At 62.1% G+C, this 26,581-nt stretch carries 24 protein-coding genes; 13 read left to right on the plus strand and 11 right to left on the minus strand.

Features of this window, described 5'->3' with window-relative positions:
- The first annotated feature begins 125 nt into the window (after positions 1-125).
- Genes PSH94_RS20220 through PSH94_RS20245 form a run of 6 tightly spaced genes read left to right on the plus strand, consistent with a single transcriptional unit; the run spans position 126 to position 6,787 of the window.
- On the plus strand, positions 126-818 hold the full coding sequence (locus tag PSH94_RS20220) for an RDD family protein (protein WP_181079025.1): 693 nt from the start codon (positions 126-128) through the stop codon (positions 816-818).
- Positions 815-1,795: a stage II sporulation protein M gene (locus PSH94_RS20225; RefSeq protein WP_181079023.1), complete on the plus strand. Its 981-nt coding sequence runs from the start codon at positions 815-817 to the stop codon at positions 1,793-1,795. The genes PSH94_RS20220 and PSH94_RS20225 overlap by 4 nt, the downstream gene beginning before the upstream one ends.
- Positions 1,782-3,302, plus strand: coding sequence for a DUF4129 domain-containing protein (locus tag PSH94_RS20230; protein WP_305435621.1), 1,521 nt, complete (start codon positions 1,782-1,784; stop codon positions 3,300-3,302). The genes PSH94_RS20225 and PSH94_RS20230 overlap by 14 nt, the downstream gene beginning before the upstream one ends.
- Entirely contained in the window at positions 3,299-4,456 is a 1,158-nt protein-coding gene (locus PSH94_RS20235) for a DUF4350 domain-containing protein (protein ID WP_253509173.1), read from the plus strand. The genes PSH94_RS20230 and PSH94_RS20235 overlap by 4 nt, the downstream gene beginning before the upstream one ends.
- Positions 4,453-5,448, plus strand: a complete 996-nt coding sequence (locus PSH94_RS20240) for a MoxR family ATPase (protein ID WP_181079017.1) — start codon at positions 4,453-4,455, stop codon at positions 5,446-5,448. The genes PSH94_RS20235 and PSH94_RS20240 overlap by 4 nt, the downstream gene beginning before the upstream one ends.
- Before the next feature lie 7 nt (positions 5,449-5,455).
- A complete protein-coding gene (locus PSH94_RS20245; protein WP_305435622.1) occupies positions 5,456-6,787 on the plus strand; it encodes a DUF58 domain-containing protein in 1,332 nt (443 codons plus the stop codon).
- A gap of 59 nt (positions 6,788-6,846) precedes the next feature.
- On the opposite strand, the gene PSH94_RS20250 is transcribed toward PSH94_RS20245, so the two are convergent.
- Positions 6,847-7,206, minus strand: coding sequence for a PilZ domain-containing protein (locus tag PSH94_RS20250; protein ID WP_181079013.1), 360 nt, complete (start codon positions 7,204-7,206; stop codon positions 6,847-6,849).
- A 223-nt stretch (positions 7,207-7,429) separates the two neighbouring features.
- Positions 7,430-7,804, minus strand: coding sequence for a tol-pal system YbgF family protein (locus tag PSH94_RS20255; RefSeq protein ID WP_305435623.1), 375 nt, complete (start codon positions 7,802-7,804; stop codon positions 7,430-7,432).
- A gap of 175 nt (positions 7,805-7,979) precedes the next feature.
- Here PSH94_RS20255 and pyk point away from each other — a divergent pair, with 175 nt between their 5' ends.
- A complete protein-coding gene (gene pyk, locus PSH94_RS20260; RefSeq protein ID WP_181079009.1) occupies positions 7,980-9,431 on the plus strand; it encodes a pyruvate kinase in 1,452 nt (483 codons plus the stop codon).
- A gap of 83 nt (positions 9,432-9,514) precedes the next feature.
- On the opposite strand, the gene PSH94_RS20265 is transcribed toward pyk, so the two are convergent.
- Both PSH94_RS20265 and PSH94_RS20270 read right to left on the minus strand, forming a co-directional pair.
- Entirely contained in the window at positions 9,515-10,264 is a 750-nt protein-coding gene (locus PSH94_RS20265; RefSeq protein WP_181079007.1) for an enoyl-CoA hydratase-related protein, read from the minus strand.
- 30 nt (positions 10,265-10,294) lie between these two features.
- Positions 10,295-11,227, minus strand: coding sequence for an iron-sulfur-binding ferredoxin reductase (locus PSH94_RS20270; RefSeq protein WP_266246560.1), 933 nt, complete (start codon positions 11,225-11,227; stop codon positions 10,295-10,297).
- A gap of 219 nt (positions 11,228-11,446) precedes the next feature.
- Here PSH94_RS20270 and PSH94_RS20275 point away from each other — a divergent pair, with 219 nt between their 5' ends.
- From PSH94_RS20275 to PSH94_RS20290, 4 genes are all read left to right on the plus strand, one after another.
- Positions 11,447-12,970 carry a fumarate hydratase gene (locus PSH94_RS20275; RefSeq protein WP_266246562.1) on the plus strand — a complete coding sequence of 508 codons (1,524 nt, stop codon included), beginning with the start codon at positions 11,447-11,449 and terminating at the stop codon, positions 12,968-12,970.
- A 171-nt stretch (positions 12,971-13,141) separates the two neighbouring features.
- Entirely contained in the window at positions 13,142-14,908 is a 1,767-nt protein-coding gene (locus tag PSH94_RS20280) for an ATP-binding protein (protein ID WP_181079001.1), read from the plus strand.
- Positions 14,902-16,227: a sigma-54 dependent transcriptional regulator gene (locus PSH94_RS20285; protein WP_305435624.1), complete on the plus strand. Its 1,326-nt coding sequence runs from the start codon at positions 14,902-14,904 to the stop codon at positions 16,225-16,227. The genes PSH94_RS20280 and PSH94_RS20285 overlap by 7 nt, the downstream gene beginning before the upstream one ends.
- A gap of 184 nt (positions 16,228-16,411) precedes the next feature.
- A complete protein-coding gene (locus PSH94_RS20290) occupies positions 16,412-17,731 on the plus strand; it encodes an MFS transporter (protein ID WP_181078997.1) in 1,320 nt (439 codons plus the stop codon).
- Positions 17,732-17,785: 54 nt separating this feature from the next.
- On the opposite strand, the gene PSH94_RS20295 is transcribed toward PSH94_RS20290, so the two are convergent.
- Positions 17,786-18,541: a hypothetical protein gene (locus PSH94_RS20295; RefSeq protein WP_285428716.1), complete on the minus strand. Its 756-nt coding sequence runs from the start codon at positions 18,539-18,541 to the stop codon at positions 17,786-17,788.
- 176 nt (positions 18,542-18,717) lie between these two features.
- On the opposite strand from PSH94_RS20295, the gene PSH94_RS20300 reads away from it, so the two are divergent.
- Complete coding sequence (locus PSH94_RS20300) at positions 18,718-19,350, plus strand: flavin reductase family protein (RefSeq protein WP_305435625.1); 633 nt, start codon at positions 18,718-18,720, stop codon at positions 19,348-19,350.
- Between the two features lie 120 nt (positions 19,351-19,470).
- Here PSH94_RS20300 and PSH94_RS20305 read toward each other — a convergent pair whose 3' ends face one another.
- Positions 19,471-19,716 (minus strand): hypothetical protein, encoded by a 246-nt coding sequence (locus tag PSH94_RS20305; protein WP_253509185.1) that lies wholly within the window; start codon positions 19,714-19,716, stop codon positions 19,471-19,473.
- A gap of 42 nt (positions 19,717-19,758) precedes the next feature.
- Positions 19,759-20,100 (minus strand): putative quinol monooxygenase, encoded by a 342-nt coding sequence (locus PSH94_RS20310; protein ID WP_181078988.1) that lies wholly within the window; start codon positions 20,098-20,100, stop codon positions 19,759-19,761.
- A gap of 327 nt (positions 20,101-20,427) precedes the next feature.
- Here PSH94_RS20310 and PSH94_RS20315 point away from each other — a divergent pair, with 327 nt between their 5' ends.
- Entirely contained in the window at positions 20,428-21,357 is a 930-nt protein-coding gene (locus tag PSH94_RS20315) for an AraC family transcriptional regulator (RefSeq protein ID WP_305435626.1), read from the plus strand.
- Between the two features lie 138 nt (positions 21,358-21,495).
- On the opposite strand, the gene PSH94_RS20320 is transcribed toward PSH94_RS20315, so the two are convergent.
- The 4 genes from PSH94_RS20320 to edd are packed head-to-tail and all read right to left on the minus strand — an operon-like array spanning position 21,496 to position 26,551.
- Positions 21,496-22,965, minus strand: a complete 1,470-nt coding sequence (locus PSH94_RS20320; protein WP_181078984.1) for an ATP-binding protein — start codon at positions 22,963-22,965, stop codon at positions 21,496-21,498.
- Positions 22,955-23,728: a response regulator transcription factor gene (locus PSH94_RS20325; protein WP_219855273.1), complete on the minus strand. Its 774-nt coding sequence runs from the start codon at positions 23,726-23,728 to the stop codon at positions 22,955-22,957. Before PSH94_RS20325 ends, PSH94_RS20320 begins: the two co-directional genes overlap by 11 nt.
- A gap of 43 nt (positions 23,729-23,771) precedes the next feature.
- Positions 23,772-24,728 carry a glucokinase gene (locus PSH94_RS20330; protein WP_305435627.1) on the minus strand — a complete coding sequence of 319 codons (957 nt, stop codon included), beginning with the start codon at positions 24,726-24,728 and terminating at the stop codon, positions 23,772-23,774.
- Entirely contained in the window at positions 24,725-26,551 is a 1,827-nt protein-coding gene (edd, locus tag PSH94_RS20335) for a phosphogluconate dehydratase (protein ID WP_305435628.1), read from the minus strand. Before edd ends, PSH94_RS20330 begins: the two co-directional genes overlap by 4 nt.
- Between the last annotated feature and the right edge of the window lie 30 nt (positions 26,552-26,581).

The raw sequence follows: 26,581 nt of genomic DNA on the forward strand, positions 1-26,581 counted from the left end.
ACGGCATCCGGGGCCAGCGCCAAATCACCTGTACAAATATCCAGCAAAATCTTCAATGGTTGCTTCCAGCGCCGACACTGCTAGCATCCGTGTCTTCCAGCCGTTCCGCACTGCCAAGGATCGCGATGCCATCAGCCCCATTGGATACCCGCTATCAGATCGAAACTCCTGAGGGCATCGACCTGCCGCTGCGTCCCGCTGGCCTGGTGCCACGGGTACTGGCCTTCGCGTTCGACCTGTTGGCCCGCGCCATCATCATGGGCGTGCTCATGGCACCGCTGGCGCTGCTGGGCAACGTTGGTCTAGGCCTTGGCGCGCTGCTGCTGTTCCTGGTCAGTTGGTGGTACATGGTGTTGTTCGAAGTACTCAACCAAGGCTGCTCACCGGGCAAACAGGTCATGGGGTTGCGCGTGGTGCAGGACGACGGCACGCCGATCGGCTGGTCGTCCTCACTGATCCGCAACCTGCTGCGCTTTGTCGATATGCTCCCTTTCGGCTACTTTCTCGGTGCCATCAGTTGCCTGCAGCATCCCCATTTCAAACGCCTGGGCGACCTTGCCGCCGGTACGCTCGTGGTCTACCGCGAACGCCCCCTCGCACGCCCCCAGGTTCCTCAGGCGGCGGCCCTGCGCTTGCCTTTTGCACTGGACCTGAGCGAACAGCGCGCCATCCTGGGTTTCGCCGAACGCCAGGGCGAATTGTCCACGGAGCGCGTGCATGAACTGGCGGCAATCCTGGCGGCTCCCTTGCAAGTCTCCCCTGCCCGCGCGGCTCAACAACTCAACGGTCTGGCCCGCGGCCTGCTGGGGCCAACATGAAGCAGAGCCAGTTCGAAAGCCGTCACCAGCCCGAATGGCAAGCCTTTGCCGAACAGCTCAGGCAGCTGGAACAAGGCACGGCCAAGGCCGATGATGTTGCTGACTTCCCCCATCAATACCGGCGTCTTTGCCAGCATCTGGCGCTGGCACAGGAACGCGGCTACAGCAGTTACCTGGTAGACCCATTGCAACAACTGGCCCTGCGCGGCCACCAGCAACTTTATCGCCATCGCAGCCAACTGGCGGCGAACGTATTGGGTTTCATCCTGGCCGGTTTTCCACGCCTGGTGCGGGAGCAATGGCGGTTCGCAGCGGTCGCCAGCCTGCTGTTCTTCGGCAGCCTGTTGGGCATTGCGTTGCTGGTCTACCTTTTTCCCGAACTGATCTACAGCATCGTGAGCCCCCAGCAGGTGGCCGAGATGCAGGCCATGTACGACCCCGACGCCAGCCGCCTGGGACGCGCCGCCGAACGCGCATCGAGTGAAGACTGGATGATGTTCGGCTATTACGTGATGCATAACATCGGCATCGCCTTCCAGACATTCGCCGCCGGTTTGCTGTTCGGCCTGGGCAGCGTGTTCTTCCTGATTTTCAACGGGTTGATCATCGGTGCGGTATCCGGGCACCTGACCGAAATCGGCTACGGGCAAACTTTCTGGTCATTCGTCATCGGCCACGGAGCGTTCGAGCTGACAGCCATTGCCCTTGCCGGTGCCGCTGGCTTGCAACTGGGCTGGGCGTTGATCTCCCCGGGGCAGTTGACGCGTGGCGAGTCCCTGAGGCGTGCGGCGCATAAAAGTGTGCAACTTTTGTGCGGTGTGATGGTTTTCCTGCTGATCGCAGCGTTTATCGAAGCCTACTGGTCTTCCACCACGGTCATCGCTGCATGGGTCAAATACCTGGTGGGCGCAGTACTCTGGCTGCTGGTGGCGGCGTACCTGACGTTTGCCGGAAGGACACCCCATGCGCCTGAGTGATGCCAGCGTGGCAATCCGCCCCCGTACGGCCTGGGAAGCCATGGACCTTGGCGTACTCATGGCCAGGGAACACCGCCGACTGCTGACCCTCAGTTGGGCACTGGTCACGCTGCCGGCGTTCATCCTGCTCAGTGCCGCGCTGTGGAAGTATCCGTCCGTTGCCGTATGCGTGTTCTGGTGGTTAAAGCCTGCCTTTGATCGATTGCCTTTGTATATCTTGTCCAAGGCACTGTTCGGGGAGGTGCCCAGCCTCAAGCAAGCCGTACGCCAGTGGCCGCGTCTGCTCAAGGGTCAACTGCTGGCAAGCCTGACCTGGCGCCGGCTCAGCCTCAGCCGCAGCTTCGTCATGCCGGTGAGCCAGTTGGAAGGCCTGGATGGGCAGGCGCGGCAAAAGCGCCTGGGCGTGCTGCAACAACGCGACGCGGGCGCCGCACGCTGGTTGACGACCGTCGGAGTACACCTGGAAATCGGGCTGTGGTTCGGTTGCATGGCGCTGTTCTATCTCTTTATTCCGCAGAACGTCGAGCAAGGGTGGGACTGGCAGCGCCTGGTACTGGCGAGCCAGTCCGAAGGGCTGTGGCTGGAGCACCTGAGCAATGCGTTTTATGCCCTGATCCTGGTGTTCTGGGAGCCCATCTACGTGGCCTGTGGTTTCAGCCTTTACCTCAATCGTCGTACCGTGCTGGAGGCCTGGGACCTGGAACTGGTATTCCGCCGCCTGCGCCAACGCCTGAGTACGGTGGCGACGCTGTTGATACTGGTTGTGGGGCTGACTGTGCTGCCCGTCAATCGGCCCGCCATGGCCGATCAGCCCAAGCCGCTGAGTACGCAGGGCGCAAGCCAATCGATCAAAGCGCTGCTGGACAAGCCTCCGTTCAAAAACCCGGAGACCGTTACCCGTTATCGATTTGGCGAGGAAAAACCCGCTGTAAAGAGCAAGGCTCGCGGCGACAGCAAGCTGCCGGCGTGGCTGCAGGCGCTGTTGGACAACCTCAACAGCAATACCTTCAAGCACATCGCCCAAGGCCTGGAAGTCCTGTTATGGGGGCTTTTGATCGGCGGGCTGGCCCTGCTTGCATGGCGCTATCGGGACTGGCTGCGCACCTTTGTCAGCCGGCGTCCCCCCGCTCGCCCCAAGGCCATCCAACCGGCGCCCACGCAATTGTTCGGGCTGGAATTGGGCACGCAGACCTTGCCGGCAGATATTGCCAGCACCGCCGAACAGCTCTGGGCCACCCAGCCCCGGGAAGCTCTTGGCCTGCTGTACCGAGGGCTGCTGAGCCGGTTGCTGCATGACTTCAATCTGCCGCTTAAAAGCGCCGATACCGAAGGTCAGGTTCTTGAACGCGTTCATCAACTGGCGCAACCGCAACTGCTGGCCTTCAGTGATGAACTGACCCGGCATTGGCAAAACCTTGCCTACGGCCACACCCTTCCGCCAGCCTCGGCCCAGCAGAAATTATGTGGCGACTGGCGTGCCCTGTTCAGCTCAGGGAGCGCCCCATGAACCGACCCTTGGCATGGGCTGGGCTATTGCTGGTGTCTTTGCTCACAGCGTGTGGATTCTTCGTCTGGAGCAAAGCAATCCCTTACGAAGAAGTGGTAGACCATGGGCCCTCCCCCGAGGCCCAGGCCAACCCTTATCTGGCGGCCGAGCAGTTTCTGCGCCTGCAAGGCCTGGCGGTGGAGCACGCCTTCAGCCTCGACCGCGTGGCCACGTTGCCACCCCAGGGCACTAGCCTGCTGCTGTTCAATGAACGTAGCAACATGTCGCCACGCCAGGTGGCGCAACTGCTGGACTGGGCCAAGTCCGGCGGCCATCTGCTGGTGGTGGCGGAGGCGCTATGGGATGAAGAGGCCGGTAAAAGTGGCGACCTGTTACTCGACCGCCTGGCAATCCACCAAGCGTTGAGCGACGAATCCGCAGAGCCCGCGCCCGCCCGCAAGAAGAAAACACCGGACCTGACCAGGCTATATGTCGACAATGAAACCGCTCCGGCCTATTTCAGCTTCGACACCGACTTCAACCTCACCGACCCGCAGCACCTGGCGCAATTCTCGGCCAACAGCGCCAGGTCAAGTCACCTGATGCAACTCAACCTCGGGCAAGGCCGAGTGACGGTGATAACCGACAGCGAGCTGTGGAAGAACCGCGATATCGGCAAGCACGACAATGCCTGGCTGCTGTGGTACCTGACCCAGGGTACCGGCGTGACGCTGTTGTTCAGCAGTGACGTGGATGATCTGTTCAGCCTGCTGTTGCGCTATTTTCCCCAGGCGATAGTCGCGCTTATCGCCCTGATCGCGCTGGCACTATGGCACGCCGGCATGCGCCAGGGCCCGATCCAGGCACCTGCGCCCAAGGCTCGACGGCAACTGCAGGAACACTTGAAAGCCAGCGCCGACTTCCTGCTGCGCCACAGCGGCCAGGGCACGCTGCTGCACGCGCTGCAGCGCGATATCCTGCGCGCCGCCAGGCGTCGCCATCCCGGCTTCGAACACCTCGACACAGCAGAACAATGGCAGGTGCTCGAGCATCTGACGCATCAACCCTCTCACGTCATCAGCCAGGCCCTCGGCCCACTCCCGCAGAAACGGCTATCCAGCGCCGACTTCAGCCGGCAGGTGGCATGCCTGCAAACCCTCAGGAATGCACTATGAGCGAATTTCAAAGCGCCACTGCCCTGACCGGCGAAACCCTGCAACGCGCCAGCCAGCAGGCCCAAGCCTTGCGCGCTGAACTGCGCAAGGCCGTCATTGGGCAGGATCAGGTCATTGATGATGTCCTCACCGCCCTGATCGCCGGTGGCCACGTCTTGCTCGAAGGCGTGCCCGGCCTGGGCAAGACCTTGCTGGTGCGGGCATTGGCGCGCTGCTTCGACGGCGATTTCGCACGCATCCAGTTCACCCCGGATCTGATGCCCAGCGACGTCACCGGTCACGCCGTGTATGACCTGCATACCGAACAGTTCAAGCTGCGCAAGGGCCCGGTCTTCACCCATCTGTTACTGGCTGACGAAATCAACCGCGCCCCGGCCAAGACCCAGGCGGCCCTGCTCGAAGCCATGCAGGAGCGACAAGTGACACTTGAAGGCGAAGCGCTGCCCATCGGCCAGCCGTTCATGGTACTGGCCACCCAGAACCCTATCGAACAGGAAGGCACCTACCCGCTGCCGGAAGCCGAACTGGACCGCTTCATGCTCAAGGTGCGCATGGACTACCCCGACGCCCGGCAGGAACTGGAAATGGTGCGCGAAGTCACTCGCTCGTCACGCGCCGACATGCTGGATGTGCAACCACTGCGCACCGTGCTGCAGGCCGAGGATGTGCTGCAACTGCAACAGATCGCCAGCGAACTGCCCCTGGACGAGCAAGTGCTCGACTACGCCGTGCGCCTGGCGCGTGCCACTCGCAGCTGGCCAGGATTGGCCATCGGTGCCGGCCCACGCGCGTCCATCGCACTGGTACGGGGCGCCCGCGCCCGCGCCTTGTTGCGCGCAGGTGCGTTCGTCACCCCGGATGACATCAAGGGGTGTGCCCTGGCGGTCCTTCGCCACCGTGTACGAATCGCCCCCGAGCTGGACATCGATGGGCTGGAGGTCGACCAGGTACTCAAGCAGATGCTCGACCAGATCTCGGCTCCGCGGCAATGAATCGCCCATGAAACCGACCCGTCTGCTGTTAACTTGGCTGGGCATATTGCTGGGGCTCGGCATTCTGCTGGGCGCCGCCACGGCGTTGCGGTTCAAGGTGCCCGACGCCGTACAGTCAGTGGCCTGGGGCCTGCTCCTGGCACTGATGCTGCTGGCGCTGCTGGACGCCCTGCGCCTGCGCCGCCGCCCTACGCCCCGCGTGCAGCGGCAGATGCCCGGCAGCCTGGCGCTGGGACGCTGGGGCGAAGTACGCCTCACCCTGGAGCACGATTTTCCACAACCGTTGACGGTGCAGGTATTCGATCACGTTCCCGATGGCCTGAGCGCGGACAATATGCCTCAGACCGTCGAGCTGCGCCCCGGGGCGCGCAGTGAGCTGGGGTATCGCCTGCGCCCATTGCGCCGCGGGCATTTCGATTTCAGCCGCTGCGAAATTCACCTGCCCAGCCCGTTGGGACTGTGGTCGGCAAGGCGTTTTGTCGAACCGCGAGATGCCACCCGCGTCTATCCGGACTTCGCTCGTCTGTACGGGGCTCAGTTGCTGGGTGTGGATAACTGGCTGAGCCAACTGGGGGTTCGCCAACGTCAGCGACGAGGCTTGGGGCTGGAGTTTCATCAGTTGCGTGAATTTCGCGACGGCGACAGCCTGCGGCAGATCGACTGGAAAGCCACTGCACGGCAACGCACGCCTATCGCCCGGGAGTACCAGGACGAGCGCGACCAGCAGATCGTGTTCATGCTCGATTGCGGCCGACGCATGCGCAGCCAGGATGATGAATTGTCTCATTTCGACCACGCGCTCAACGCCTGCCTGCTGCTCAGCTATGTGGCATTGCGCCAGGGTGATGCGGTGGGGTTGTGCACCTTCGCTGGTGAGCAACCGCGCTACCTGGCGCCTGTCAAGGGCAGCAGCCAGTTGAATGTGTTGCTCAACACTGTGTACGACCTGGACACAACTCGACGAACCGCCGACTACCAGGCCGCGGCCAGCCAATTGCTGGCGCGGCAAAAACGTCGGGCATTGGTGATTGTAGTGACCAACCTGCGTGACGAAGACGACGAGGCGCTGTTGGCTGCGGTCAAGCGTATCAACCGCCAGCACAGGGTACTGGTGGCCAGCCTGCGCGAGGAGGTACTGGATCAACTGCGCCAATCTCCCGTGCAAACCCTGCAGGAAGCCCTGGCCTACAGTGGCACGGTTGATTACCTCAATACCCGCGACGAATTGCATGACCGCCTGAACGCTCATGGTCTGTCAGTATTGGATACCCTGCCTTCGCAAATGGGCGCGGCGTTGGTGACACGCTATCTGGGGTGGAAAAAAGCCGGCGTCTTTTGAGCGCCAGAAACAACCACGGCAGGCGCGGCAATGCTCCTGCCGTGGGGTGACCTGCAGGCTTAGACCGATGCCTGCAGGGGATCAAAGCTGAAGTAATGCACCAAAACGCTGATCAACTGCGCATATTCCTCCGACGCTGAAATCACTCGGAACCCGGAATCGTAATGCTGCGGGTTGATGTCTTCATGACTCCACAGACAAGTCGCCGTCAGGTCAATGGCATGAAAATCCCCATCAGCGCTGGGGATCTTTACGCGCAACTCGAAATTCGCGTCAACCATCATTGGCAACAGGCTGATTAACATCAGTCCGTCTTCCGAAGCATTGCCCAGAAACCCGATGGGTTTATCGGTCAAACGATTAAACACTTGCAGGAAACTTGGTAATTGATGCCGCTCGATCCGCCGGTCAGTAAACATGGTGAAATCGCCATCCAGTGGCCATGACTCAGGCCGTGCCAGTGATTCGGAACGAGCAATAGCGCTCGCTCTCCCTGGGCCTCGGAATGACAACCTCCTGGAATGTCACTAGACCGCCGCCGAGCCCGGGCCTCGCATTCGATTGAATAGAAACTTATACAAACGAACATTCAAAGAATAGCCCAAGACTGGCAACGGGCCAGTTATGAAATGGCAAATATTTTCACAGTGACGCGGGACGCGGCTGGGCAGCGCTTGCGTCGCGGTAGTGACCCAGTTGCTGCAGCGTGTCCAGGCGTGCGCGGGCACGGTAGGCGTATTCGCTCGACGGGTATTGGGTAATGATGAACTGATAGGTTTGCACCGCGTCGACAAACAGTTTCTGCCGTTCCAGGCACTGCCCGCGCAGCATAGAGACCTCGGGTTGCACATAGCGACGGCTGCGGCTCTCGCGGTCCACTTGGGACAACTCCAGGGTAACGCGCTGGCAATCACCCACGCCGTAGGCGCGGTAGGCGTTGTTCAAATGGTGGTCCATCGACCAGCGGGTGCAGCCGACAACACTGACGGCCAGGGCGGCAACGAGCAAAATTCGCATGAGGGTTCTCCTGTCTTGTGCAGTGTATCGACCCCTCGTCGAAAATCTTCAAGGCTGTTCGTCTTTTCGGCTGCGGCCAGAACAACTGAATCGTCGATAAGTAGTGCAAACGAACAATGACTACAACGAAAGAGCATAGTAGCCTTCCTCAGCGCTTGAACTCAGGAGTCTGTGCATGTCCGTCCGTCGTACCAAAATCGTCGCCACCCTTGGCCCGGCCAGCAATTCGCCGGAAGTCCTCGAACAGCTGATTCTGGCTGGTTTGGACGTCGCCCGTCTGAACTTCTCCCACGGCACCCCCGACGAGCACAAGGCTCGCGCCAAGCTGGTGCGTGACCTGGCTGCCAAGCACGGTCGCTTCGTGGCATTGCTGGGTGACCTGCAAGGCCCGAAAATCCGCATCGCCAAATTCGCCAACAAGCGGATCGAGCTGAAAATCGGCGACACGTTTACGTTCTCCACCAGCCACCCGCTGACTGAAGGCAACCAGCAAGTGGTAGGTATCGACTACCCGGACCTGGTCAAGGACTGCGGCGTCGGCGATGAACTGCTACTGGACGACGGCCGCGTGGTCATGCGCGTCGACACCGCCACCGGCACCGAGCTGATCTGCACCGTGACCATCGGCGGCCCGCTGTCCGACCACAAAGGCATCAACCGCCGTGGCGGTGGCCTGACAGCACCGGCCCTGACTGAAAAAGACAAGGCTGACATCAAGCTCGCCGCCGAAATGGAAGTGGACTACCTCGCGGTGTCCTTCCCGCGCGACGCCGCCGATATGGAATACGCCCGTAAGCTGCGCGACGAGGCCGGCGGCACCGCCTGGCTGGTGGCGAAGATCGAGCGCGCCGAGGCCGTGGCCGACGACGAAACCCTCGATGGCCTGATCAAGGCTTCCGATGCGGTCATGGTTGCCCGTGGCGACCTGGGCGTTGAAATCGGCGATGCCGAACTGATCGGCATCCAGAAGAAAATCATCCTGCACGCGCGCCGCCACAACAAAGCCGTGATCGTCGCGACCCAGATGATGGAGTCGATGATTCAAAACCCGATGCCGACCCGCGCCGAAGTGTCCGACGTGGCCAACGCCGTATTGGACTACACCGACGCCGTAATGCTGTCGGCTGAAAGCGCCGCCGGCCCTTACCCGCTGGAAGCCGTACAGGCCATGGCGCGTATCTGTGTCGGTGCCGAAAAGCACCCGACCAGCAAGACCTCCAGTCACCGCATCGGCAAAGTGTTCGAAAGCTGCGACCAGAGCATCGCCCTGGCCGCGATGTACACCGCCAACCACTTCCCGGGCGTGAAAGCGATCATCGCCCTGACCGAAAGTGGCTACACGCCGTTGATCATGTCGCGTATCCGTTCGTCGGTGCCGATCTACGCGTTCTCCCCGCACCGCGAAACCCAGGCTCGCGCCGCCATGTTCCGTGGCGTCTACACCGTACCGTTCGACCCGGCGTCGTTGCCGCCCCATGAGGTCAGCCAGGCGGCCATCGACGAACTGCTCAAGCGCGGCGTCGTGGAGAAAGGCGACTGGGTCATCCTGACCAAGGGCGACAGCTACCACACCATCGGTGGCACCAACGGCATGAAGATCCTGCACGTTGGCGACCCAATGGTCTGAGTGATCGATTGCTGAAACAAAAGCCCTGTCATGCAAGTGACAGGGCTTTTTGCTTTCCGTGGGGGAATGGGCCTTGCTCGCTTTCAGCGCCGAGCAATGAACGCCGATAATGCGGCGATTGCCTCCGGCGACCTCAGCCGCTGGGTAAACAGCGCGCCCTCCTCCTCTATTACCTGGCGCAACTGCTCGCGATCCACGCTCTTCATCAGTTGCTTGGTGACCTGCACCGCACCCGGCGCCAACGCGTCAAAACGCTCAGCGACTTGCCTGGCTTTGGCCAACGTCGCCTCACCACTGCCCAACGCTTCAGTAGCGATGCCCCATGCAGCCGCCTGTTCGCCGGTAAACCCTTCGCCCAACAGAAGTAATTCGGCGGCTTTGGCGTGCCCCAGCAAACGTGGCAGGATCAGGCTGGAGCCGAACTCCGGGCACAGCCCAAGATTGACAAATGGCATGCGCAGTCGCGCATCACGACTGACGTACACCAGATCGCAGTGCAACAGCAGGGTTGTACCGATGCCCACTGCCACGCCGGCCACGGCGGCGATCACCGGTTTGCGGCAGTTGAGCAGGCTTTTCATAAAGTGAAACGGCGGACTGTCGAGGTCACTGGGTGGCTGTTGGAGAAAGTCGCCGATGTCGTTGCCGGCGGTAAAACACTCGCTGCTGCCCTGGATCAGCACCGCATGGATGTTTGGGTCCGCATCGGCCTGCTCCAACGCCTGGGCCAAGTGGCTGTACATGGCGCGCGTCAACGCGTTCTTCTTGTCCGGGCGATTGAGTTGCAGGGTCAGCACCCTGGCTTCGCGGTGCTGGAGGATGGCGTCGGTCATGGCGATTCTCGCGGCTGTGGTGTTCAGCGCTCAACCATGGGGCACAAACACATCCGCCAGCAGTTGATTGCGCGGCAGTCCGGCCAGGAACAGACGCTTGGAGAATGCCTCGACACTGGCCGGATGCCCGCAGAGTAAGGCCAGGGTTTGCCGGGAAACAAGCCGCAGTTGCGCCAATGCCTGGGTCAACTCAGCCGCAGTCCACAGCTCCACGGTCAGCTGCGGGTGATGGGCGGCCAGCACCGCCAGCGGTTCAGCCAGATAATGGCCTTCAGCGTCATGGGCCAGATGAATCAGGCGTATGGCGCCGTGGTGATCCTGACGCAGCGCCTCGCGCATCACGCCCCATAAGGGGCCTAGACCGGTGCCCGAGGCCAGCAGCCACAGCGGTCGGGTTTGCCAGTCAGGATCATAGTGCAACGCGCCACCGCGCAATTCGCCGAGACACAGGCGATCCCCGACCTGCAACCGCCGGGCGATATCGCTGAATTGCCCGGGCTGGCGGCAATCGAGATGAAACTCCAGGAACGCGTCCTCCTGCGGCAGGCTCGCCAGGGAATACGGACGTGCCACCTCCCCGGCCCACAGCACCAGGTGCTGCCCGGCGCGATAACGCAGAGTGCGCTGGGGTTGCAGGCGCAAACGCAGCACCGCCGACGTCAGCCAATCGGCTCCCACCACCTGGGCAGGCGAGCCATCGCGCAGCGGATCGAACGTCTCGACCCGCACGTCCCCGCGCAACCGGCACTGGCAAGCCAGGCGCCAGCCATCCTGGCGTTGCACCGGGCTGAGGGCATCGGGCTGCTGATCGTCAACCTCGCCGTGGCAACGCACCAGGCATGCATGGCAACTGCCCGCCCTGCAGCTGTAGGGCACGGTCACACCGGCCTGATTCAAGGCATCCAACAAATTGCTGCCGGTGGGTACCGACCAGTGGCGTTCGCCGACGTGCAGTTCAGGCATGGAACATCTCGACTCAAAAGGCGCAGACAGGGAATCACGCCCGGCACAGTTTGACCATAGTCGGGTGTATCGGCCACCGCGCCGGGTTATACTGCCGCGCCTTTTTAGCGTCGCGCCTGCACCACTTGGCGTGCCTTGGAAAGGTGGCCTCAGCCGACCGATACACCCCACTGAAGCCACCTTTATTGAATGTTCCCGTCTTATAGAGGAGCGCGACTCATGACCGTGATCAAGCAAGACGACCTGATTCAGAGCGTTGCCGACGCCCTGCAATTCATTTCCTACTACCATCCCGTGGATTTCATCCAGGCCATGCACGAAGCCTACCTGCGCGAAGAATCGCCGGCGGCCCGTGACTCCATCGCCCAGATCCTGATCAACTCGCGCATGTGCGCCACCGGTCATCGCCCGATCTGCCAGGACACCGGTATCGTCACCGTGTTCGTGCGCGTGGGCATGGACGTGCGTTGGGACGGTGCCACCATGGGCCTGGACGACATGATCAACGAGGGCGTGCGTCGCGCCTACAACCTGCCGGAAAACGTCCTGCGCGCCTCCATCCTGGCCGACCCGGCCGGTGCGCGTAAAAACACCAAGGACAACACCCCGGCCGTGATCCACTACTCCATCGTCCCGGGTAACACCGTGGAAGTGGATGTGGCCGCCAAAGGCGGCGGCTCCGAGAACAAGTCGAAAATGGCCATGCTCAACCCGTCCGACTCGATCGTTGACTGGGTGCTCAAGACCGTTCCGACCATGGGTGCCGGCTGGTGCCCGCCGGGCATGCTCGGCATCGGCATCGGCGGCACCGCCGAGAAAGCCGCGGTGATGGCCAAGGAAGTGTTGATGGAATCCATCGACATCCACGAGCTGAAAAAGCGCGGCCCGCAGAACCGTATCGAAGAAATGCGTCTGGAGCTGTTCGAGAAGGTCAACCAACTGGGCATCGGCGCTCAGGGCCTGGGTGGCCTGACTACCGTGCTCGACGTGAAGATCATGGATTACCCGACGCACGCGGCCTCGCTGCCGGTGTGCATGATCCCCAACTGCGCCGCCACCCGTCACGCGCACTTCGTGCTCGATGGTTCCGGCCCGGCGTCGCTGGAAGCGCCACCGTTGGACGCTTATCCGGAAATCGTCTGGGAGGCCGGCCCTTCGGCCCGTCGCGTCAACCTCGACACCCTGACCCCGGAAGAAGTGCAGAGCTGGAAGCCGGGCGAGACCGTATTGCTCAACGGCAAAATGCTCACCGGTCGCGATGCGGCGCATAAGCGCATGGTCGAGATGCTGAACAAGGGCGAAACCCTGCCGGTGGACCTCAAGGGTCGCTTCATCTACTACGTCGGCCCGGTTGATCCGGTGCGCGAAGAAGTGGTTGGCCCAGCCGGTCCGACCACTGCGACGCGGATGGACAAATTCACCCGTCAGATCCTCGAGCAGACCGGCCTGCTGGGCATGATCGGTAAGTCCGAACGCGGCCCGACCGCCATCGACGCGATCAAAGACCACAAGGCCGTGTACCTGATGGCCGTCGGCGGCGCCGCGTACCTGGTCGCCCAAGCCATCAAGAAATCCCGCGTGGTGGCCTTCGCCGAACTGGGCATGGAAGCGATCTATGAGTTCGACGTCAAAGACATGCCGGTTACCGTGGCGGTCGACAGCCAGGGCGAATCCGTGCATATCACCGGCCCTGCCATCTGGCAGAAAAAGATCAGTGACAGCCTGGCGGTAGAAGTGCAATAAGCGCTGCCTCAGCGACAGAAAAAGCGACCGATGCGATCAGCACGGTCGCTTTTTTATTGCCCGCCCATTTCTCAGTGGGGAGCCTGCTTATCTACAACCACCGCGCGCACCACAAGACCTCTACCGCTCATGCTATGGTGCACTCCCCTTACCGTGCCTGTTCATCACCGTATGATCGCGATCCCTCGCCCCCTGCGCCTGACGTTCTATTCCCTGCTGATCATCGCCGGTGCGGTGCTGGCCGCGGCCCTGGCCACGCGGCATGCCGAGCGCCAGGCACTGGTGGACGATGCCGCCCGCGCCAATCAGCAACTGGCGTTGTATGCCAACTCCCTGCATACCCTGATCGAACGCTACCGCGCCCTGCCCGCCGTACTGGCGCTGGACTCGGAAATGATCAACGCACTCAAGGGCCCGCTGGACGCCGCCACCCAGGACCTGCTCAACCGAAAGCTGGAACGCATCAACAACGCCGCGCAGTCATCCACCCTGGAGCTGATGGACCACACCGGCCTGGCCGTGGCGGCCAGTAACTGGAACCTGCCGAGCAGTTATGTGGGTCACAACTACGCGTTCCGACCTTATTTCAGCCAGACCCGCAGCCAGGGCACCGGACGCTTCTACGCGGTGGGGGTGACCACGGGGATTCCCGGCTACTTCCTCTCCAGCGCGGTGCTGGATGAACACGAGCAGTTCCTTGGTGCCATGGTGGTCAAGCTGGAATTCCCCGAGCTTGAGCGCGAATGGGCCCAGGGCGACGATCTGCTGCTGGTCAGCGACGCGCGCGGCATCGTGTTTATCGCCAACCAGCCGGGCTGGCGCTACCGCAATCTGCGACCGCTGTCGGACAGCGACCTTGCCGAACTCAAGGCCACCCGCCAATACGACAAAAAGCAACTGCAGCCGCTCGAAAGCCAGCCGCTGCAACGCTTCGATGAAAACAGTCACCTGATGCACGTAAGCGGCCCCGATGGCAGCGCCGATTACATCTGGGAATCCCTGCCGCTGAAGGCCGAAGGCTGGACCCTGCACCTGTTACGCAAACCGCAGCTCGCGTTCGAGGATCAACGCAATGCCGGGCTGGCCGCCGCCGGGTCGTGGCTGGCGCTGGTGTTCCTGGTGCTGTTCCTGACCCAGCGTTGGCGTCTGGCCCGCCTGCGCCAGCGCAGCCGCGAAGAGCTGGAGCGCCTGGTGGAAGAGCGTACCCAGGCCCTGCGCACCGCCCAGGACGGCCTGGTGCAGTCCGCCAAGCTGGCGGCCCTGGGGCAGATGTCGGCAGCCCTGGCTCATGAAATCAACCAGCCGTTGACGGCCCAGCGCATGCAACTGGCCACCCTGCGCCTGCTGCTCGACCATGGTCGCGTGGATGACGCCTACAAGGCGCTCACGCCGCTGGACGATATGCTCACGCGCATGGCCGCGCTGACCGGCCATCTCAAGACCTTCGCGCGCAAAAGCCCCAGCGGCCTGCGCGAACGCCTGGACCTGGCCACCGTGGTCGATCAATCCCTGCAGTTGCTCGACGCGCGCCTGCGCGATGAAGGCATCGGCACCGTGCTGGACCTGACTCGGCCCGCCTGGGTGCGCGGCGATGCGATTCGCTTGGAACAAGTGCTGATCAACCTGCTGCGCAACGCGCTCGACGCCATGGCCGATAAGCCGCGCAAGCGTCTGGAAATCCGCCTGCACGCCGACCAGCAGCTGTGGCAACTGACGGTCAGCGACAGCGGCGGCGGTATTGCCGAAGAGCATCTGAACAATGTATTCGACCCGTTCTTCACCACCAAACCGGTGGGCGACGGGCTGGGCCTGGGGCTGGCAGTGTCCTACGCCATCGTGCACGAACTCGGCGGGCGCCTGAGCGCCGGCAACCGAGGCGATGGCGCGGTGTTCACCCTCACCCTGCCGATCGCACTGGAGGCCGCCGAGCCATGTTGAACACCGTAATTGTGGTCGATGACGAAGCCAGCATTCGCACGGCCGTGGAGCAATGGTTGAGCCTGTCAGGCTTCGACGTGCAGTTGTTCAGCCGCGCCGAGACATGCCTGGCGCAACTGCCCAGGGACTTCGCCGGGGTGATCCTGAGCGATGTGCGCATGCCAGGGCTCAGTGGTCTGGAGTTGCTGGCCGAAGTGCAACGACGCGATGCGGACTTGCCGGTGATCCTGCTCACCGGTCACGGTGATGTGCCGATGGCTGTCGAGGCGATGCGCGACGGTGCCTACGACTTCCTCGAAAAGCCCTTCAGCCCCGATGCCCTGCTCAACAGCCTGCGTCGCGCCCTGGACAAACGCAGCTTGATCCTGGAGAACCGCCGTCTGCATCAGCAGGCCGGCCAGCGGGCACAGTTGGAGTCGAGCTTGCTGGGCATGTCGCGCGCGCTGCAGAACCTGCGCCGCCAGGTGCTGGACCTGGCGGCCCTGCCGGTCAATGTGCTGATCCGCGGCGAAACCGGCAGCGGCAAGGAACTGGTCGCCCGTTGCCTGCATGATTTTGGGCCGAGGGCAAAAAAGCCCTTTGTGGCGCTCAACTGCGCGGCGATTCCCGAGCAACTGTTCGAGGCCGAGCTGTTCGGGCATGAAAGCGGAGCCTTTACCGGGGCCCAAGGCAAGCGCGTCGGCAAACTGGAGTATGCCCATGGTGGCACCCTGTTCCTCGATGAAATCGAGAGCATGCCCCTGGCCCAGCAGGTCAAGCTGCTGCGGGTGTTGCAGGAGCAGAAACTTGAGCGCCTGGGTTCCAACCAGAGCATCCACGTGGATCTGCGCATCATCGCCGCGACCAAGCCCGACCTGCTGGAAGAGGCCCGCGCCGGGCGCTTTCGTGAAGATCTGGCGTATCGCCTGAACGTTGCGCAACTGCGCCTGCCTCCGCTGCGCGAACGCCGTGAAGATATTCCTCTGCTCTACGAGCACTTTGCGCACAGCGCCGCCGAGCGCCTCGGCCGCACGGTCGAACCACTCGGCGGTGCGCAGCTGGGTCGTCTGCTCAGCCATGACTGGCCGGGCAATGTTCGCGAGCTGGCCAACGTCGCCGAACGTCAGGTACTGGGGTTGGGCGAACCGGAGCCGGAAGGTATCGAGGCCGGGCAATCCCTGGCGGCGCAGCAGGAAGCATTCGAAGCACAGTGCCTGAAAGCCGCGCTGACGCGGCACAAGGGCGATATCAAGGCGGTTCTGGCCGAACTGCAACTGCCTCGGCGAACCTTCAACGAAAAGATGCAGCGCCACGGCTTGACCCGAGAAGCGTTCCTCTGAGCGCAGCATCCGGCTTAGGCGGATTTCCGCTTATCGCCTGAAAAGCATCGGCGAATATCCGCTCAAAAAAAACCGGCGACCCTTCTAGACCGGGCCTTCATCCCGCTGGCACAGCTCCTGCTATAGCCCCAGCCAGGCTGCACTCACGCGGCTTCATAAAAACAACTAGATGAAGGTTCCTTCGATGGATAACTCCAACACCCTGCCTGCAGGGTCGGCAGCCGTGCCGACCAAAGAACGCACCACCACCAGCCGGATCAAATCGATCTTCAGCGGCTCGGTGGGCAACATGGTCGAGTGGTATGACTGGTATGTCTATGCCGCCTTCTCGCTGTACTTCGCCAAAGCCTTTTTCCCTAAAGGCGACACCACCGCCCAATTACTCAATACCGCCGCGATCTTCGCCGTGGGCTTCCTGATGCGCCCGATCGGCGGCTGGCTGATGGGTTTGTATGCAGACTACAAAGGTCGCAAGGCCGCGCTGATGGCCTCGGTACTGCTGATGTGCTTCGGCTCGCTGATCATCGCCCTCAGCCCCGGCTACGAAACCATTGGTGTCGGTGCACCGATCCTGCTGGTATTTGCGCGCCTGCTGCAGGGCTTATCGGTGGGTGGCGAATACGGCACCTCGGCCACCTACCTGAGTGAAATGGCAACCAAGGAACGCCGGGGTTTCTTCTCCAGCTTCCAGTACGTGACCCTGATCTCCGGCCAGCTCATCGCGCTGGCGGTATTGATCGTGCTGCAACAAGTGCTCACCACCGAGCAACTCTACGACTGGGGCTGGCGTATCCCGTTCGCCATCGGCGCCCTGTGTGCCGTGGTCGCGCTGTACCTGCGTCGCGGCATGGAAGAAACCGAGTCGTTCACCAAGAAGGAAAAAGCCAAGGAAAGCGCCATGCGCACCTTGCTGCGGCACCCCAAGGAACTGATGACCGTGGTCGGCCTGACCATGGGCGGCACCCTGGCGTTCTACACCTACACCACCTACATGCAGAAATACCTGGTGAACACCGTCGGCATGAGCATTTCCGACTCCACCACCATCTCGGCGGCGACGCTGTTTCTGTTCATGTGCCTGCAACCTATCGTCGGCGGGCTGTCGGACAAGGTCGGGCGCCGGCCGATCCTGATCGCCTTCGGCATCCTCGGCACGCTGTTCACCGTGCCGATCCTCAGCACCTTGCACACCATCCAGACCTGGTGGGGCGCGTTCTTCCTGATCATGGCGGCGCTGATCATTGTCAGCGGCTACACCTCGATCAACGCGGTGGTCAAAGCCGAACTGTTCCCCACCGAAATCCGCGCCCTGGGCGTCGGCCTGCCGTACGCGCTGACCGTGTCGATCTTCGGCGGTACCGCTGAATACATCGCGTTGTGGTTCAAGAGCATCGGGATGGAAACCGGATACTACTGGTACGTGACCGCGTGTATCGCGGTGTCGCTGGTGGTCTATGTGACCATGAAGGACACCCGCAAGCACTCGCGGATTACGACGGACTAACGCTTGGATGCAGTAACAAATGTGGGAGCGGGCTTGCCCCTCCCACATTTTGAATCAGGACAACTGCGCCACATCGGCCCGTCCATACCGCCTTTGCGCATACGAAGCCCCGGCAATCATTACCACCAGCACGGCCGCCAATACCGCCGAAGAGCCAATGGTGCCAAAATCCAATCCGCCCTTTTCGTGGGGCTTGGTCAAGAAGTCGCCCAGGGTTGCGCCAAAAGGCCGGGTCAACACAAATGCTACCCAGAACAACAGCACCGAAGAGATTTGGGTGAAGTACTTGAGCACCACCACCACCGCGATGGTCGAGCCAATCAGTAGGGCCCCGCCAGCAAAGCCCAACCCCGAATCATCCGCCAGGAAATCGCCCAGGGCCGTTCCCAGGGTGTTGGAAAACAGGATGGCCATCCAATAGAACAACTCGCCTCGGAAGGTCTGCACCTTGTTCACGTTCAGCGAGTCACCGCTGAGGTGCCACAATGCAAAGATGATCATCAGTATCACAATCAGGATCATCGACCCGGTGGCGTAACCCAAGCCCAGGGTGCGATCCATGAAGTCGGACATGGTAGTGCCGGCAGTGCTGGTGGACAAAATCACGATCCAGTACAGCACCGGGTTGTAGGTTTTCGACCAAAGTTGCGTCACCAGAGTGACCAGGAACACGCTGATCAAAATCATCGAGCTGATGGCGTAACCGACGTTCAGGGTCATCGATAGCAAGTCACCGGCGGTTTCGCCCAAGGTGGTTGCGCAGATTTTCATGACCCAGAACGCCAGGGTGATCTGAGGAAGTTTGTTCATGCGGTTGAAGGCTCCGAGGCTCAGTCTTATAAGGGGTGTCGACCTAGGCGCAGACTGAATGGGCCGCTGTGAAAAATAGGTGGGCGCTGAATGAAAATTCCATCGGCGCATGGAAATTCGTCGCTGTGGATTGCACTATGGCTGCCTTCCAGAACCCCACAGCAGGAACCCGGCCCATGCCTGACGATATCCACTTCTACGAACCGGCCAACGGCCACGGCCTGCCCCATGACCCGTTCAACGCCATCGTCGGCCCACGGCCGATCGGTTGGATTTCGTCACACGACAACGAGCGCCGGCTGAACCTGGCGCCCTACAGTTTCTTCAACGCGTTCAACTACGTTCCGCCGATCATTGGGTTCTCCAGCGTCGGACGCAAAGACAGCCTGAACAACATCGAACAGACCGGCGAGTTCGTCTGGAACCTGGCCACCCGCCCGTTGGCCGAACAGATGAACCAGAGCTGCGCGGCGGTCTCGCCGGACGTGAATGAATTCGAGCTGTCCGGCCTGACCCCGGTGCCGTCGAAAATCGTGGGCGTACCGCGGGTGGGCGAAAGCCCGGTGTCGTTCGAGTGCAAGGTGACGCAAATCATCCAGTTGCAACGTGCCGATAAGGCGCTGGTGCCAAGCTGGCTGGTGCTGGGCGAAGTGGTCGCCGTTCACATTGCCAAGTGGCTGCTCAAGGACGGCGTGTACGACACCGCCGCCGCCGAGCCGATTTTGCGTGGTGGCGGCCCGGCGGATTACTTCCAGTTGGGGCCGGAGGCGTTATTCAAGATGTACCGCCCAGGCGCCAGCAAACCCTGACTGAAATACAGTCAAACTGTGGGAGGGGCTTGCCCCCGATGGCCATGGGTATCTACACATAACCTGAGAAAATGAGGTTCTTGTGGCGAGCTCCCTTCCACATCAGATCAGCGCCGTTGTTCAGCGGGTGGCGCTCGCCCAGGTCAGTTGACCTTCTTCATCCACATTCACAAGCTGCTCAAGCTGCACGGTGGCCGCATCATCGGCATCGGAGGCAGTTTTGAACGTCTGCCCATCGAGGATCTTGTGAAACCGCGGGGCGCCCATGCCGTCCAGCGCTTTGACGGCGACGGCGGCGCTGTAGCCCCCTTCACCCGGTACTACGGCGGAGACGGCTTCGTGCTGAGCAAATTGTTTACGTGCCATGTTGCAGGTCCTGGCCAATGGAAAAGTTGGCCATTCTAACCATTAACCGGCCAGTTGCAGGTACTCACCGTAGGCATTGACGGCGCAGGCATCGGTGAAGGTCTGGAAGTCTATGCTGCGCACGACCATGTCGTTCAACAGTTCGGTAAAGATCATCAGGGCCGGCGAGTTGAAGTAGGCGCTCATCGCCTGCTCGCTGCTCCAGAGGCCCGAGACCAGCCACACATCGGGATCGACCTGGGAATGCTGCAACGAAAATTGCAGGCAACCCTGCGCCTGGCGGCCCGGTTCGATCAAACTGCTCAAGCGTGCACCCAGTTCGGTGCTGCACCCGCTGCGGGCGCGGATAAAGGCCATATGGCTCGCGGGAATGGGGGTGGACATATTCGACTCTCCCGTTGAGAAGTGATGCTCGGCAAGCACTGTGGAGGTGTGTTGCCACAGGATCAACGATAACGGCGCGGGTGCGAGCGCGGTTAGTCGATTCCTGCCGGCTTATTGCACGATCCTGCGAGAAGCGTAGATAGGACGTCGGGCCGGCGGCTTTATTCCACACCCAAACGCCGTGTTTCAGGCGCGTGACACGCCCGGCGCTTGCCTGATTGACGATAGGCCGCAGGATCAGGCAAGGATCGGGCAGAATCGACCTAACACATTTTGAAAAGCCGCCGCTAAGCTGGCCCCATCACAGCAGCCTGCAGAGGACGCGCCATGTCGTCACCCGAACATCAGCCCACCCCCCTCGATGCCGAGATGGAAAAACAGCGTGCTGAACTGGCCAGCATCGTGCACCGGCATACCTGGGAAGATGGTTCCTACGGCACCGCAATCACTTCGTTGTACCTGAACCGCCACAACGCACCGCGAGACTTTATGCCGGTACTGGTGGAGCCCGCGTTGTGCATCCTCGCCAACGGCAGCAAGGAAGTGCGCCTGGCCGACGAAGTTTTCGCCTATGACCCGCTCAACTATCTAGTGTTTTCCGTGGCGATGCCCGTGGCCGGGCGAGTCATCGATGCGACGCCCGAGGACCCGAACCTGTCGGTGCGCATCAACATCGACCCGGCGCAGCTCACAGCGCTGATTGCCGAGGCCGGCCCCATGGGCGTGCCCACGCGTCCGATCTCGCGCGGGATGTACGTGGACCGTATCGACACCCAGTTGCTCGACGCCGTGCTGCGCCTGGCACGTTTGCTGGATACGCCCAAAGACATCGCCATGCTCGCGCCCCTGATCAATCGCGAGATCCTGTACCGGCTGCTGCGCGGGCCGCAGGGCTATCGGCTGTATGAAATTGCCGTGGCCAACAGTCAGAGCCATCGGGTGAGCCAGGCGATCAAGTGGCTCAACGGCAATTACGAACAGCCGCTTCGCATTGATGATTTGGCCAAGGAAGTGAACCTGAGCGTCTCGACCTTGCACCATCGCTTCAAGGCGATCACGGCAATGAGCCCGCTGCAGTACCAGAAGCAACTGCGCCTGCAGGAAGCGCGCAGGCTGATGATTGCCGAAGGGCTGGAAGCGTCGGCGGCCGGTTATCGGGTGGGGTATGAAAGCCCATCGCAGTTCAGCCGCGAGTACAGCCGCTTGTTCGGCGCGCCACCGCTGCGGGATCTGGCGCGGCTGCGCCAAAGCATCTGACACACGAGAGAAACGCTGGTGACAAAGGGCTGGCTCGATAGCAGTGCGTCAGCCAAGCCATCCAGTGACTGAAGCCCCGTCATCGGGGGGCAAGTCAAATCGTCGCACCGCCCCTCCCACCTTTGTCCAATCGTGTTATCAGTCCAGGGTTCGGGGCAGTTGCAGGGTGACGCGCAAGCCGCCCTCGCGCAGGTTCTGCAAGCTCACCTCACCGCCATGGCTGTGGGCAATGTTGCGTGCGATGCCCAACCCCAGGCCGTAGCCCTGCTGCTGGCCGGCGAGGCGAAAGTGCGGCTCGAACACTTGCTCCAGACGTTGCTCCGGTACACCGGGGCCTTCGTCATCCACATGCAGGATGAATTCCGCGCCGTCGTCCTCAATATGCAAATGGGCGTTCTGCCCGTACTTCAACGCGTTGTCGATCAGGTTGCCGATGCAGCGTTTGAGCGCCAACGGTTTGCCCGGGTACGCCGCCAGCGCCATGCCATCCAGGGTCACGCGGCCGTTGCCGTTGGGCGCCACGTACGGCTCCACCAGGCATTCGAGTACATGGTTGAGGTCGACCGGCTGGATGTTCTCGTGAATATCGGTGTCTTTCACGCATTGCAGCGCGCCCTTGACCAGCAATTCCAGCTCATCCAGGTCACGACCGAACTTGGCCTGCAGGTTCTCGTCTTCCAACAGTTCCACGCGCAGGCGCAGGCGCGTGATGGGTGTACGCAGATCGTGGGAAATCGCACTGAACAACTGGCTGCGTTCGGTCAGGTAGCGGCTGATGCGCTCGCGCATGGCATTGAACGCACGGCCCACTTCCACCACTTCACTGCCGCCGCCCTCGGCCACCGGCTCGACGTCGGCGCCCAGGGACATGTCCCGCGCCGCCAGCGCCAGGCGCTTGAGGGGCCGACTCTGCCAATGCACCAGCAGGCCTATGAACAGGAGTAGAAAGCCGCTGGTCAGCACGATAAACCACACCTGCTGGGACGGTAGGCCCTGCTCTTCCAGACTGGTGTAGGGCTCGGGCAACAGCGAGGCGATATACAGCCACTCGCCGGGCGCCAGTTGAATCTGGGTCACCAGCACCGGCGGGTTCACCGGTTCCAGGGTCAGTGCGTAGTGCGCCCAGGAGCGTGGCAATTCATCGAGTTTGAGGCCGGCGTTGAAAATCCGCAGGTCTTCGGCGCTGACGAACTCCACCGAGATATGCACATCGGCGCCCAGGGTCTGACGCAGCACTTCATCCACCGCGGTCAGCACCGCCTGTTTGCGCGGGGTTTCGGGCAGCACCTGCATGTCCAGCGGGCGATCGTTGAGGGTCACCACAAAGCGGGTGCCGCCCATGCTGCGCAGTTGGTCAAGCACCAACGGGCGATAGGCCACCGGCAGCGAGCGGAAATAACTCACGCTGGCGGTCATCGAATGCGCCAGGCTGCGCGCGCTGGTGACCAGGCCTTCGAGCTGGGTGGCGCGCAACTGCGAGACCCAGATCACGCTGGACAGTGCCTGGGCGAACAGCACTGCCAGCAATGTGAGCAACAGCATGCGCCCCAATAGCGAGCGCGGTACCGGAAACCGGCGACGCCGTTCGCTCACCGGCTCAATGGGCATTGCCGGCAACCACGTTGGCTGCCAGTTGATAGCCGCTGCCGCGCACGGTGCGAATCAGCCGCGGAGGTTTTTCGGTATCGCGCAGGCGTTGGCGCAGGCGGCTGACGGCCATGTCGACGATACGGTCCAGCGGCATCAGGTCGCGGCCACGGGTGGCGTTGCCGATGGTGTCGCGGTCGAGGATTTCCTGGGGATGGTCGAGAAACAGTTTGAGCAGGGCAAAGTCGGCCCCGGACAGGATCACTTCTTCGCCATCGACGTGGAACAGCCGGTGGCTGATCATGTCCAGCCGCCATTCGTCGAACACCAGCACATCGCCCCCGGTGTTGCGCTCCTGGAACTGGCAGCGGCGCAACAGCGCCTTGATCCGCGCCTGCAGCTCACGCGGGCTGAACGGCTTGCCGATGTAGTCATCGGCGCCCAGCTCCAGGCCGATCACGCGGTCGGCTTCGTCGGAGCTGGCGGTAAGCATGATGATCGGCACCTGCGCCTGGCGCGGGTGCTGGCGAATCCAGCGGCACAGGCTGAAACCATCTTCGTCCGGCAACATCACATCGAGGATGACCAGGTCGCACGGCGCCTCGTTCATCGCCTGACGGAATCCCGCGCCATCCGGCACCCCCCGCACCTGGAAACCGGCGCGACTGAGGTAGGTCTGCAGCAACTCGCGGATTTCCTGGTCGTCGTCGACGAGGAGAATCGATTTACTGATTACGCTCACGGGGTCCTCCTTGTTGTTATGCGGTGTAGTTGAAGGCCTCATGGGGGCAAGCCCCTTCCACACTGATGTGGGAAGCCATCACTGCCTAAGCAAATGCCTGCTCCAGCGCCACACCCGCCCCGGTCAAGCCGGAATACGGCGCGGTCACCAGCCACACCGGAATACCGTTGAAGTAGTCGCTCATGCAGCCCTTGTCACGAAAGCTCCCGGCAAAGCCGCTTTGAATGAAGAAGTCGGCAAACCTCGGTATTACCCCGCCCACGATATACACACCACCACGTCCACCGGTGGTCAGTACATTGTTACCCGCCACTCGGCCCAGCCAGATGCTGAACTGGTCCAACACTTCCATGGCAATCGGGTCGCCGGCCAGGCCAGCCGCCGTGATGGCTTCGGGCGTGTCCAGCTGCGGCGTGTGGCCATCAACCGCACAGATTGCCCGATACAGACGCGGCAAACCACCACCGCTCAAGGCCGTCTCTGCGCTGACGTGGCCGATTTCGTTATAGATATGCTGCCACAGCTGGGTTTCCCTCGGGCTGCTCAAAGGCAGGTCGACATGGCCGCCCTCCCCCGGCAAGGCCGCGAAACGACCCGCGCCAAGATCCAGCAATGTGCCGACGCCCAGCCCCGTGCCTGGCCCGATCACCACCGCCGGACGCAGCGGTTCCGGCGTGCCCTGGCAGACCACGCGAAATTCATCGGGCTGCAGCCGGGTCATCCCCAGGGCCATGGCCGAAAAATCGTTGATCAGCAGCAGCTCATCCACCTGCAGCGTCTTGCAGAAAGCGGTCTTGCTCAAGCGCCAGTGATTGTTGGTGAACTTGAACTCATCGCCACTCACCGGCCCGGCCACCGACAGGCATACCGCGCCGATATCGCCGATTTGCAGGCCTTCTTCCATGAGGTAAACCAGGATGGCCGCCTCGGGACTGTCATAGTCCGCCGTGGCGTGCACGCGGATCGAATGCAGGGCCTGATCCCGCCACAACGCAAAACGCGCGTTGGTACCGCCAATGTCACCGACCAGCGCTAACTTCACTTAAGCGTCTCCAGGGCAGAGGTAAAGGCGCTGGCGCCCTGCTCTGCGGAGCTTGCGGCCAAGCGCATAAATGCAAACAGCTCGCGACCGGCCCCCACGTTGTTGCCCAACAGACCCGTGGCAGGCGCGCGCGCTGCGAATTCTTCGGCGTCCACCTTAAGCTCCAGGGTGCCTTTGACGCCATCCACGCGAATGATATCGCCATCGCGCACGCGTGCCAGCGGCCCGCCGCTTTGAGCTTCGGGGTTCACATGGATCGCGGCGGGGATCTTACCCGACGCGCCGGACATGCGCCCGTCTGTCACCAACGCCACTTTGAAGCCACGGTCCTGCAACACGCCAAGAAACGGCGTCATTTTGTGCAGTTCCGGCATGCCATTGGAGCGCGGGCCCTGGAAACGCATCACCGCGACGAAGTCTTTCTCCAACTCGCCGGCCTTGAACGCATCGGCCAGGTCCTGTTGGTCCTGGAACACCACCGCCGGCGCTTCGACGATCTGGTGCTCGAGGGCCACGGCCGAGACTTTCATCACGCCACGGCCGAGGTTGCCTTCCATCACGCGCAGGCCGCCTTCGGGCGAGAACGCGCGGGCCACCGGGCGCAGGATGGCTTCGTCGAGGCTCTCGATCGGGCCGTCGCGCCAGATCAGCTCGCCGTCGACCAGGAACGGTTCCTGGGTGTAGCGACTCAGCCCCTTGCCGGCCACGGTGTTGACGTCTTCATGCAGCAGGCCGGCTTCAAGCAGTTCACGAATCAGGAACGACATGCCCCCCGCCGCCTGGAAGTGGTTGATGTCGGCCTTGCCGTTTGGATAGACGTGGGACAGGGTCGGTACCACCTCGGAGAGGTCGGCCATGTCCTGCCAGGTCAGGATGATACCCGCCGACATGGCGATGGCCGGCATGTGCAGGGTGTGATTGGTGGAGCCGCCGGTGGCATTCAGAGCCACGATGGAATTGACGATGGATTTTTCGTCGACGATTTCGCCGATCGGGGTGAAGTTGCCGTTGACCTTGGTCAGGCGCGTGACCTGATGCGCGGCTTCGCGGGTCAGTGCGTCACGCAGCGGCGTATATGGGTTGACGAACGAAGCGCCAGGCAGGTGCAGGCCCATCACTTCCATCAGCAGTTGGTTGGTGTTGGCCGTGCCATAGAAGGTGCAGGTGCCGGGGCTGTGATAGGACTGCATCTCCGACTCCAGCAGCTCTTCGCGGCTGGCCTTGCCTTCGGCGTAGCGCTGGCGCACATCGGCCTTCTGCTTGTTGGAGATGCCCGACGGCATCGGCCCGCCCGGCACGAAGATCATCGGCAGGTGGCCGTAGCGCAGTGCGCCCATCATCAGGCCGGGCACGATCTTGTCGCAGATTCCCAGCATCAGTGCCGCATCGAACATGTTGTGCGACAGCGCCACTGCCGTGGACATGGCGATGACTTCACGGCTGAGCAGGCTCAGCTCCATGCCCGGCTCGCCCTGGGTTACGCCGTCGCACATCGCCGGGGTGCCGCCGGCGAACTGGCCGACCGAGCCGACTTCACGCAGGGCTTTCTTTATTTGTTCAGGGAAATGTTCGTAGGGCTGATGCGCCGAGAGCATGTCGTTATATGAAGAAACAATTGCCACGTTAGCGGCGTTCATCATGCGCAGGCTCTGTTTGTCTTCGGTGCCGCAACCGGCCACGCCGTGGGCGAAGTTGGCGCATTGCAGCTTGCCGCGCATCGGGCCGTCGCTGGCGGCGCCGCGAATGAGCGCAAGGTAAGCCTGGCGGGTGGCGCGGCTGCGGGCGATAAGCCGTTCGGTGACCTCAAGGACGCGGGGATGCATGTGTAGAACTCCAGGCTAACGGATGTGGCG

Source organism: Pseudomonas sp. FP2254 (assembly GCF_030687695.1).
GTDB classification, from domain to species: Bacteria; Pseudomonadota; Gammaproteobacteria; order Pseudomonadales; family Pseudomonadaceae; genus Aquipseudomonas; species Aquipseudomonas quebecensis.

What these genes read in the sequence shown, in the direction of transcription:
- PSH94_RS20220 (WP_181079025.1), top strand. Translation starts at nt 126, where the DNA reads ATGCCATCAGCCCCATTGGATACCCGCTATCAGATCGAAACTCCTGAG.
- PSH94_RS20225 (WP_181079023.1), top strand. Translation starts at nt 815, where the DNA reads ATGAAGCAGAGCCAGTTCGAAAGCCGTCACCAGCCCGAATGGCAAGCC.
- PSH94_RS20230 (WP_305435621.1), top strand. Translation starts at nt 1,782, where the DNA reads ATGCGCCTGAGTGATGCCAGCGTGGCAATCCGCCCCCGTACGGCCTGG.
- PSH94_RS20235 (WP_253509173.1), top strand. Translation starts at nt 3,299, where the DNA reads ATGAACCGACCCTTGGCATGGGCTGGGCTATTGCTGGTGTCTTTGCTC.
- PSH94_RS20240 (WP_181079017.1), top strand. Translation starts at nt 4,453, where the DNA reads ATGAGCGAATTTCAAAGCGCCACTGCCCTGACCGGCGAAACCCTGCAA.
- PSH94_RS20245 (WP_305435622.1), top strand. Translation starts at nt 5,456, where the DNA reads ATGAAACCGACCCGTCTGCTGTTAACTTGGCTGGGCATATTGCTGGGG.
- PSH94_RS20250 (WP_181079013.1), bottom strand. Translation starts at nt 7,206, where the DNA reads ATGTTTACTGACCGGCGGATCGAGCGGCATCAATTACCAAGTTTCCTG.
- PSH94_RS20255 (WP_305435623.1), bottom strand. Translation starts at nt 7,804, where the DNA reads ATGCGAATTTTGCTCGTTGCCGCCCTGGCCGTCAGTGTTGTCGGCTGC.
- pyk (WP_181079009.1), top strand. Translation starts at nt 7,980, where the DNA reads ATGTCCGTCCGTCGTACCAAAATCGTCGCCACCCTTGGCCCGGCCAGC.
- PSH94_RS20265 (WP_181079007.1), bottom strand. Translation starts at nt 10,264, where the DNA reads ATGACCGACGCCATCCTCCAGCACCGCGAAGCCAGGGTGCTGACCCTG.
- PSH94_RS20270 (WP_266246560.1), bottom strand. Translation starts at nt 11,227, where the DNA reads ATGCCTGAACTGCACGTCGGCGAACGCCACTGGTCGGTACCCACCGGC.
- PSH94_RS20275 (WP_266246562.1), top strand. Translation starts at nt 11,447, where the DNA reads ATGACCGTGATCAAGCAAGACGACCTGATTCAGAGCGTTGCCGACGCC.
- PSH94_RS20280 (WP_181079001.1), top strand. Translation starts at nt 13,142, where the DNA reads ATGATCGCGATCCCTCGCCCCCTGCGCCTGACGTTCTATTCCCTGCTG.
- PSH94_RS20285 (WP_305435624.1), top strand. Translation starts at nt 14,902, where the DNA reads ATGTTGAACACCGTAATTGTGGTCGATGACGAAGCCAGCATTCGCACG.
- PSH94_RS20290 (WP_181078997.1), top strand. Translation starts at nt 16,412, where the DNA reads ATGGATAACTCCAACACCCTGCCTGCAGGGTCGGCAGCCGTGCCGACC.
- PSH94_RS20295 (WP_285428716.1), bottom strand. Translation starts at nt 18,541, where the DNA reads ATGAACAAACTTCCTCAGATCACCCTGGCGTTCTGGGTCATGAAAATC.
- PSH94_RS20300 (WP_305435625.1), top strand. Translation starts at nt 18,718, where the DNA reads ATGCCTGACGATATCCACTTCTACGAACCGGCCAACGGCCACGGCCTG.
- PSH94_RS20305 (WP_253509185.1), bottom strand. Translation starts at nt 19,716, where the DNA reads ATGGCACGTAAACAATTTGCTCAGCACGAAGCCGTCTCCGCCGTAGTA.
- PSH94_RS20310 (WP_181078988.1), bottom strand. Translation starts at nt 20,100, where the DNA reads ATGTCCACCCCCATTCCCGCGAGCCATATGGCCTTTATCCGCGCCCGC.
- PSH94_RS20315 (WP_305435626.1), top strand. Translation starts at nt 20,428, where the DNA reads ATGTCGTCACCCGAACATCAGCCCACCCCCCTCGATGCCGAGATGGAA.
- PSH94_RS20320 (WP_181078984.1), bottom strand. Translation starts at nt 22,965, where the DNA reads ATGCCCATTGAGCCGGTGAGCGAACGGCGTCGCCGGTTTCCGGTACCG.
- PSH94_RS20325 (WP_219855273.1), bottom strand. Translation starts at nt 23,728, where the DNA reads ATGAGGCCTTCAACTACACCGCATAACAACAAGGAGGACCCCGTGAGC.
- edd (WP_305435628.1), bottom strand. Translation starts at nt 26,551, where the DNA reads ATGCATCCCCGCGTCCTTGAGGTCACCGAACGGCTTATCGCCCGCAGC.